This is a genomic window from Staphylococcus sp. GDX8P114P-2, from assembly GCF_017892945.1.
GTDB lineage: Bacteria > Bacillota > Bacilli > Staphylococcales > Staphylococcaceae > Staphylococcus > Staphylococcus arlettae.
In genome coordinates this window covers 135614-143501 of record NZ_JAESMB010000013.1, presented here as the reverse complement: position 1 = coordinate 143501, position 7888 = coordinate 135614, and the positions used below count along the sequence as shown (strand labels likewise).

Here is a 7888-nt window from a genome sequence, read left to right as displayed (position 1 = left end):
AATCAATTGTCATCTAATAATTACATTGTATTTTTTCATTTGATTTAACACGTTAAATATATGTTCTTAAAGTAAAAACATTGATGTTAATGGATTTTTAGTAATTTACTCTTGATAAGATCCGACACCTTCTGATGAGGATATTCAAACTACAAAACGTTTAATTCAATGTGGTGAAATATTAGGTATCGACATTATAGACCATATCATTATTGGTAATGGTAGTTATGTCAGTCTTGTAGAAGAAGGATACTTTGATTAAAGGTATGGAAAATCAACTTAAAAAAGTGTAATTAACGCTAACATAACTAAATGCACACCTAGTTTGAAGGACAGGAGTGCATTTAATTATAGTTATAGTGGAAAATTAATATAAAAAAATAACCATGAAAAGTATTGGATTAGTATATCAAGATTAACTTAAAGGTTAATTGTTTTTTGTAATAATTGTTGTTTAACACCGTATTTTAGAATAGTTTGTCCTGTGTTGTAAAACCCGACTGAATTATATAAATTATAAGAAATTACATTATCTTCATTGACTACAAGTGCTATAAATTGAACGTGTGGATAGTGTGTTTTAATAAAATCGTCTAATAGCAATAAACACGATTTAGCGTATCCGTTTTGTAGAAATCTAGCATCGGTTGAAAAAGCTTTTAAAAAAATTGTGGCATTTTTAGTAGATGTAAAATACTGAGCATATTCGCTTGCTTGTTGTAAAACAAAAAAGGTAACTAAGTTATTGTCGTCATTAAATCCGAGAATACAATTCATATCAGAATTATACTGTGCATTATTGATATGAACGGATGGGGTTTTAGGAAAATGAATTTGATCGTAAGTCAGTTGGTAACTCATTATATAAGGTAAAAATTTACTTTCGTAATTCACCAAAAACATTTATAACACCTTCTTGCTTGTTGAAATTATAATTAATAATACTTTATAATGTATAATAATTCAATAATAATTTAGGTTTATTTTAATTTTATACTGTATTTAATGTTATTATTGGTGATTGGTTTGATTTGATATAATGAATAATAATACAAAAATGGCCGAATGATAAATTGAGTTGATAATTTATATGTAATATATTTGTAGAATGTTATTTGATAATATTGATAGAGTATATTTCAGTATAAATATGTATTGATATGAGTTATGAAGTGCTTTAAGTCTTAAATTCAGCTGATTAAATGAAAATTAAAAGTAGGTGTGTGAAATGCATTTTAAAAAGGCAACGATTGAAGATGTTGCGATAATACATAAGTTAATGATGGATGCATTTGCAGAATACGCAAATGTTAAGGTGCCGTCTACTGCATTACTAGAAAAGGAAGATGATATTAGAAAATCATTTTTACATCATAAGGAAGAAGCAATTATTGCATATGATGCAGATAAACCAGTTGGGATGTTAAGGTTTAAAATTAATAATCAAGCTTTGAGTTTTCACAGAGTTTCTATTGATTCAAAAGTTCAAGGTAGAGGTATTGGCAAGCAGTTATTAAATTATTTGGAATATCATTCTTACCAGAATGGCATAACTGAATTGGTCTGCAAAGTGCGTATGAATGTTACTAAAAATATGAAATTTTACAGTGATTTAGGATATGTTATCAGTGATAAGAAAATACTCACTAAACCAAATAACCAACTTTTAGAACTTGCTACCATGACGAAATTGCTTAACTAATTCAAATAACGTCACTACTAAGGTAAAAGTTGAACATTTATTAAAATCATAGTTTGAGTTAATGCTATCAGTTATATCATTAACTTTATGTTTCTAATCTTGGTGAATATATTAATATTAAAAATAGAGAGGGAGGAGCGTTATGCAACAATTATTTAAAAGTTGTACGCTTTTTAATGACTTAAGCACTGTACATACAAATCTAACAATAACTAACTTTGAAAGAGAAAGATGGAACAATGATTATGAAGCGCTAAACTTCTCTGTTGGTAAGCAAAGGATTAAAAGTAGATTAGCCAAAAAGACGCCTAAAAAGGCAGGGTATTTTGTTGCTTTATGGCATAAAAACGAGTTTGCTAAGAACATACCGTTTAATGAAGCGGATTTTGATGATAAGTTAGTGATAAATATTATCGATAATCAATATAAAGGGCAGTTTATATTTACCAAAGAAATATTAATAGACAAAGGCATCATTACTACAAATGCTCACAAAGGTAAAATGTCCTTCCGTCTTTACCCTTTATGGTGTGAAGATTTGAATAAGAGTGCTACTAACACTCAACAGTGGCAATTGCCTTATTTTATAGATATGACTAATGGTTATGATGCAATGAAAATCAATAAATTGTATTTCAACTAAAGCTTTATGCAACTATTTTATACATATTCATTTTCTTGAAGGGAGGTCATGACATGAAAACAGCAAAATACGCATTAGTAATCTTTATCTCTTTTTTCATTCTTTTTAGTATTGGTACATATTTATTAAACTCATATGACTTTGTACAATCACTTATAACTACTATTATTTTTACAATTATTATGAGTATATTTAATTATTTCAGTAAGGGGTTTATCAATAAATAATTTTATGGTTTAATGAGTGATTTTGTTTTCGTTTAGTGATATTTAATTATTATAATGTAAAAAATAAACACAAAATATAGTCTGCAATTAGATATGAAAATAATTGTTAATAAATTTATTAAAAGCTTTTTTAGAGTTATTTTGAAGAATTATAGAATTTATGATACACTTCCAAACATTGATTGTTAGGAGGTATGTACATATGCAAGAAAATGAAAAATTTAGCGGTAAAAAACTTTCTTCAGTTTTTACATTTAGTATTATTATTACCGCTATTATTGTATTATTGGGAGCGATATTTCCCAATCAATTTAATGAAATAGGGACAAATATTACAGGATGGATTACACAAAATTTTGGTTGGTATTATATGATTATTGTAGCAATCATGATATTCTTTTGTGTCTTTTTAATCTTTAGTCCTATTGGTAAATTAAAACTAGGTAAGCCCGGAGACAAACCTGAATTTAATACAATTTCATGGTTTGCGATGCTATTTAGTGCCGGTATGGGTATTGGTTTAGTATTCTGGGGAGCAGCTGAACCAATTAGTCACTTTGCATCTCCTCCTACTGGTGACCCTAAAACCGCTCATGCTTATACTGAAGCCTTGAGAGGTGCATTTATGCAATGGGGATTCCATGCATGGGGTGTTTATGGTGTTGTAGCATTAGCGCTAGCTTATGCACAATTTAGAAAAAGTGAACCTGCATTAATTTCAAGAACGTTACGCCCGATTTTGGGTAATAAAGTCGAGGGACCATTAGGAACTATCGTCGATGTTATTTCTGTTTTCGCTACAATTGGTGGTGTGGCAGTATCACTAGGACTTGGTGCAATGCAAATTGCTGGTGGTTTAGAGTATTTATTTGATATTCCAAATACTATTCTCACACAAGGAATTATTATTGTCATAGTAACGATTCTGTTCTTAGCAAGTGCATGGTCTGGTTTAAGTAGAGGTATACAATATTTAAGTAATGCTAATATTGGTTTGGCTGGTATAATTTTACTAATTATGTTTATAGTAGGTCCTACAATATTAATCTTAAATATGTTAACTAGTGCAACAGGGGACTATTTAAATACATTCTTATTTAATATGTTCGATACAGCACCACTTAATGATCAGAAGCATGAATGGATGTCAAATTGGACATTCTTCCAATTAGCTTGGTGGATTAGTTGGAGTCCTTTCGTTGGTATATTCATTGCTCGTGTATCTAAAGGTAGATCTATTAGAGAATTCGTATTAGGTGTAATGCTGGCACCAGTATTAGTAAGTTTAGTATGGTTCGCTGCGTTTGGCGTGCTAGGTATTGAAACTGCTAAAGATAATCCTCAAATCTTTAATATGCCACCTGAAACAGCATTGTTCGGTGTCTTTAATGAAGTACCATTTGGATTTGTGTTATCAATAGTAACACTACTATTAATCGCAACATTCTTTATTACTTCTGCCGATTCAGCAACATTTGTTTTAGGTATGCAAACGACATTTGGTTCATTAAATCCTTCAGCACTTGTTAAAGTTATATGGGGTATTGCGCAAGCATTAATTGCGTTTATCTTACTCTTCTCTGGTGGTAGTAATGGATTGAATGCCTTGCAGAATATGGCTATTATTACAGCTTTACCATTCTCGGTAATTATAATGCTTATGATGGTGTCGTTCTATAAAGATGCTAACAAAGAACGAAAATTCTTAGGATTAACGTTATCACCGAATAAACATAGAATGAAAGAATATATAGCTCGTCAACAAGACGATTATGAAACAGAAATGATGGAAAAAAGGAAAGCATTTAAAAACGATTGACCATAAATTTTAGTGTATGATAAATTGGCTTTGGATGATTTCATAAAGGGTTAATTCCCGAAGTGAGGTTGGGACAATATTGATTTGTTCCAACCTTTTTTCATATTGGCAGTAGCTGACTGCATTGAAAATGCGCTTCAAACCAAGCTTGTTTCAATGCTAGTCATCCTTGCCGGGGTGGGACAACGAAATCATTTTTTCAAAATCAGATTTCTGTCCCACTTCCTTTTATAGCTATATTTTTGTAATATCATTAATATGGATTATTATTAGGTGATTTTAGGACGATATTATGTCACTAAAATCTAATACATTAATGCTGTTGTTAGCATCAAACTGACATTTTCGATACAATACCAATAACTATTTAAAATTATGATAGTATGATAGTATTTAACTAGGGAGGTAGTAATGACTATGACACAGAAGAATTTCCCAAAAGATGCAATGCGTGTATTAAAAGAAACGAGTCGTACATTTTATATACCGATTACTTTTTTAGACAAAGAATTAAAACATACGGTAGCCTCTGCTTATTTAGTAATGAGAGCAATTGATGAAATTGAAGATCATGAAGAAGTAGAGAATGACACGAAACATGCTATTTTAATGCAAGTAAGTGACTTATTAAAACAACCTTTTGATGAAGAACAGTATCTCCAACTTTTGGCACCAGTTAAAGATAAAATGCCAGAGGTCACTTTACGCTTAGGTGATTGGTTACGTGCGTGCCCTGAAAATACTGTGCACATCGTAATGAATAGTGCTCACGAAATGGCGTATGGTATGGCCAAATGGGTGAAAGCGGACTGGAATATTCAAACGAAAGAAGATTTAGATGATTATACATATTATGTTGCTGGTCTCGTAGGTGTGATGTTGTCAGATATATGGGAACAAAGTGCTGGAGTGAAAACAGACAGAGATTTAGCGATTGGCTATGGCCGTGGACTACAAGCGGTAAATATTTTGCGTAACGAACAAGAAGATTATGACGAACGTGGTGTAAGTTTTGTCCCGGATGATTGGACGCGTCAAGACTTATTCGATTATGCAGATGAAAATTTGGCTAAAGCCGATGAATATATGAAGTCTATTAATAAGAAGACAATTTTACTATTTTGCAGATTACCATTAGCATTAGCTCATAAAACACTTAAAGCAATGAAAAATGGTCGCGAAAAAATATCTCGTCAAGAAGTAGAAGAAACAGTCGAAGAAGTACAAAAAGATTAATATTAGATGTGACTTAACCATTTGTTGTAACGCAAATGGTTTTTTTTGTGAATGAGTGGCATAAGGCTTATTGATTAAGTGAAAATCCTTTCGGGTAAACTTAAATGTAATGATTAAATATATTATAAATTTACTAGGGAAGGTAGGCTAATTTATGGCTTTAAATAATAATTTTGAATTAAATGATGGATCTATACTTCCACATGTTGGATTAGGAACGGTTAATATTCAAGGTGGTACAGGTGTCAACGCTGTACAAAATGCGTTAGACATTGGCTATAGACTTATTGATACGTCAACTAATTACAACAACGAAGGTATGGTTGGAGAAGTGATCCGTCGTTCACATATTGCTCGTGAAGATATTTATGTGAGTGCGAAACTACCTGGTTCAAATCATGACTATGATAAGGCTATCCATATTATTCAAGAATCATTATATCGCACCGGTCTTGACTATTTTGATAAATATCTTGTGCATTGGCCAAACCCTAAACAAGGTAAATATGTCGATGCGTGGAAAGCTTTAATTGATGCACAAAAATATGGTCTGATTAAAACGATTGGTGTTTCTAATTTTATGCCTGAGCATTTAGATCGTATTATTGAAGCTACTGGTGTCACACCAGCTACAAATCAAATTGAAATTCAACCCTATTTTAATAATAAAAATCTTATTCATGAAAATAGTAAACGAGGTATAGTATCAGAAGCATGGAGTCCATTAGGACGTGAAATAAATGATGTACTTGTTAATGATACAATTTTAGATATAGCTCAAAAATATAATCGAACACCAGCACAAGTAATAATGAATTGGGTTAATCAACTAGGTGTTTTCCCGATTGTTAAATCAGACAATTACAAACACCAACGTAGTAACTTTGAGTATTTAAATTTTGAGTTGGCAAGTTCGGATATTGAGAAAATAAATTCACTAGATAAAGGTGAAGCAGGGCGTGTGGAAGGTCAAAACCCTTACGATTATGAAGAATTTGTTTAAATTAAATTCGTAGGATATGTGGGGTGACTTTTCAGACTGTAACATAAACGTTAATTGCTATAAAGGTTATATAGTAATTGACGTTTTTTGTTTTTCTAAAATCTTGTAGCTCTTTAAGGTTATATGTTACATATACGCGTATAAATTTGTTTGTACGTCTAAACGATATTCGAGCAAAATTTAAATAGCATTCATAAATCCACAAGCAGCTGCTACTTAAAAACTGCCCACAAAGTTCAAGCTTGGTTGATAGTCTATTGTCGTTATTAGCAGTAAATGGACTTTAGTATTAGTTCTCCTAAAATCTTTTTGTAGTATTGGCAGTGGTTTATGTCGACTCCTGCGGGAATAGCACTCGCCGCAGACTACAGGCTGAGGCAGTGCCAGAGGAAAGCGAGCATAAAAAACTGCCCACAAAATCAGAAACTTTGTCGACAGTTTGAGACCAATCCATACAAATGGATTGGTCAATTGTAATTTTGAGTATGAGATGATGATTTCGGTCTTTTTTTGATTAAAGAAAATTATTTTGTAAAAAGTCTAATACTGCTAGTAATAAAGGTGTGCCTGTCATGTAAATTCCTCCTTTATCATGTTAGTTACTCCTTCATCTATTATTTTAAAATTAATGAAATGACAACTAACTAAGTTGAAAAGTATGTAATTCACGATGCCAAACTAAATAATTTATAAATAAAGTATAACATTCGTATTCATAGAAGTATAATTATTAAAGAAAATTTATTTTTAAATCAATAACTATTCTTTGTATATAGATTGTGAGATTAAATTATTTGAAGTTGTATCTAGTGCAAAGAGCTGAATTTTAGTACTATAGTATAAGTATAAAAAGTTTATCAAATAAAATAGGTGTTTAAATGGTGAGCTAGTTTAGTTGAAGCAACTTAGAACAAAAACTCTGAGGAGTGAAGAACATGAGTATTACAACAGTAATTATACTGGCTTTTATTTTATCTATGCTTTTTAAAGTAGGAAGATTGTTAATAAAAAGTCTATTAGCAATGGTTTTTGTATTAATTTATATTTATATTTTAGTGTTTGTATTTACTTGGATTATGCAAAATACAAGTTGAAAAATAAGTAAGAACAATTTATACAATTTAGAGTAGGCGTGTACAATAGCTAGAAATTTTGGCTATAAACCCTCATAGAATTGCAGAATCGAATAGATTTAATTAGTAATTTAGGTTATTATATTATATATCTATATAGGATAATCTGAAGTTTAATGAGGGAT

8 protein-coding genes and 1 pseudogene are annotated in these 7888 nt (G+C 30.8%); 8 read left to right on the top strand and 1 reads right to left on the bottom strand.

Features of this window, described 5'->3' with window-relative positions; all coding sequences use genetic code 11:
- Positions 1 to 118: 118 nt before the first annotated feature.
- Positions 119 to 262 (top strand): annotated as a pseudogene (locus KA845_RS07345) (JAB domain-containing protein); the annotation flags it as partial.
- Positions 263 to 420: 158 nt separating this feature from the next.
- On the opposite strand, the gene KA845_RS07340 reads toward KA845_RS07345, so the two are convergent.
- Positions 421 to 903, bottom strand: coding sequence for an N-acetyltransferase (locus KA845_RS07340; protein WP_103387835.1), 483 nt, complete (start codon positions 901 to 903; stop codon positions 421 to 423).
- Positions 904 to 1228: 325 nt separating this feature from the next.
- Between KA845_RS07340 and KA845_RS07335 the strand changes: the two genes are divergently transcribed.
- The 7 genes from KA845_RS07335 to KA845_RS07305 all read left to right on the top strand — a co-directional run bounded on the left by KA845_RS07335 (position 1229) and on the right by KA845_RS07305 (position 7724).
- Positions 1229 to 1702: a GNAT family N-acetyltransferase gene (locus KA845_RS07335; protein ID WP_103387836.1), complete on the top strand. Its 474-nt coding sequence runs from the start codon at positions 1229 to 1231 to the stop codon at positions 1700 to 1702.
- Positions 1703 to 1844: 142 nt separating this feature from the next.
- Entirely contained in the window at positions 1845 to 2345 is a 501-nt protein-coding gene (locus tag KA845_RS07330) for a MepB family protein (protein ID WP_107376979.1), read from the top strand.
- 53 nt (positions 2346 to 2398) lie between these two features.
- Positions 2399 to 2572, top strand: coding sequence for a hypothetical protein (locus KA845_RS07325; RefSeq protein WP_157950641.1), 174 nt, complete (start codon positions 2399 to 2401; stop codon positions 2570 to 2572).
- A 202-nt stretch (positions 2573 to 2774) separates the two neighbouring features.
- Positions 2775 to 4391: a BCCT family transporter gene (locus tag KA845_RS07320; protein ID WP_103387838.1), complete on the top strand. Its 1617-nt coding sequence runs from the start codon at positions 2775 to 2777 to the stop codon at positions 4389 to 4391.
- 417 nt (positions 4392 to 4808) lie between these two features.
- Positions 4809 to 5627: a squalene/phytoene synthase family protein gene (locus tag KA845_RS07315; protein ID WP_002510427.1), complete on the top strand. Its 819-nt coding sequence runs from the start codon at positions 4809 to 4811 to the stop codon at positions 5625 to 5627.
- A gap of 154 nt (positions 5628 to 5781) precedes the next feature.
- Positions 5782 to 6630, top strand: a complete 849-nt coding sequence (locus KA845_RS07310; RefSeq protein ID WP_103387839.1) for an aldo/keto reductase — start codon at positions 5782 to 5784, stop codon at positions 6628 to 6630.
- Positions 6631 to 7565: 935 nt separating this feature from the next.
- Entirely contained in the window at positions 7566 to 7724 is a 159-nt protein-coding gene (locus KA845_RS07305) for a hypothetical protein (protein ID WP_021459221.1), read from the top strand.
- Positions 7725 to 7888: the final 164 nt, after the last annotated feature.

What these genes read in the sequence shown, in the direction of transcription:
- KA845_RS07325 (WP_157950641.1), top strand. Translation starts at nt 2,399, where the DNA reads ATGAAAACAGCAAAATACGCATTAGTAATCTTTATCTCTTTTTTCATT.
- KA845_RS07310 (WP_103387839.1), top strand. Translation starts at nt 5,782, where the DNA reads ATGGCTTTAAATAATAATTTTGAATTAAATGATGGATCTATACTTCCA.
- KA845_RS07330 (WP_107376979.1), top strand. Translation starts at nt 1,845, where the DNA reads ATGCAACAATTATTTAAAAGTTGTACGCTTTTTAATGACTTAAGCACT.
- KA845_RS07320 (WP_103387838.1), top strand. Translation starts at nt 2,775, where the DNA reads ATGCAAGAAAATGAAAAATTTAGCGGTAAAAAACTTTCTTCAGTTTTT.
- KA845_RS07305 (WP_021459221.1), top strand. Translation starts at nt 7,566, where the DNA reads ATGAGTATTACAACAGTAATTATACTGGCTTTTATTTTATCTATGCTT.
- KA845_RS07340 (WP_103387835.1), bottom strand. Translation starts at nt 903, where the DNA reads ATGTTTTTGGTGAATTACGAAAGTAAATTTTTACCTTATATAATGAGT.
- KA845_RS07335 (WP_103387836.1), top strand. Translation starts at nt 1,229, where the DNA reads ATGCATTTTAAAAAGGCAACGATTGAAGATGTTGCGATAATACATAAG.
- KA845_RS07315 (WP_002510427.1), top strand. Translation starts at nt 4,809, where the DNA reads ATGACACAGAAGAATTTCCCAAAAGATGCAATGCGTGTATTAAAAGAA.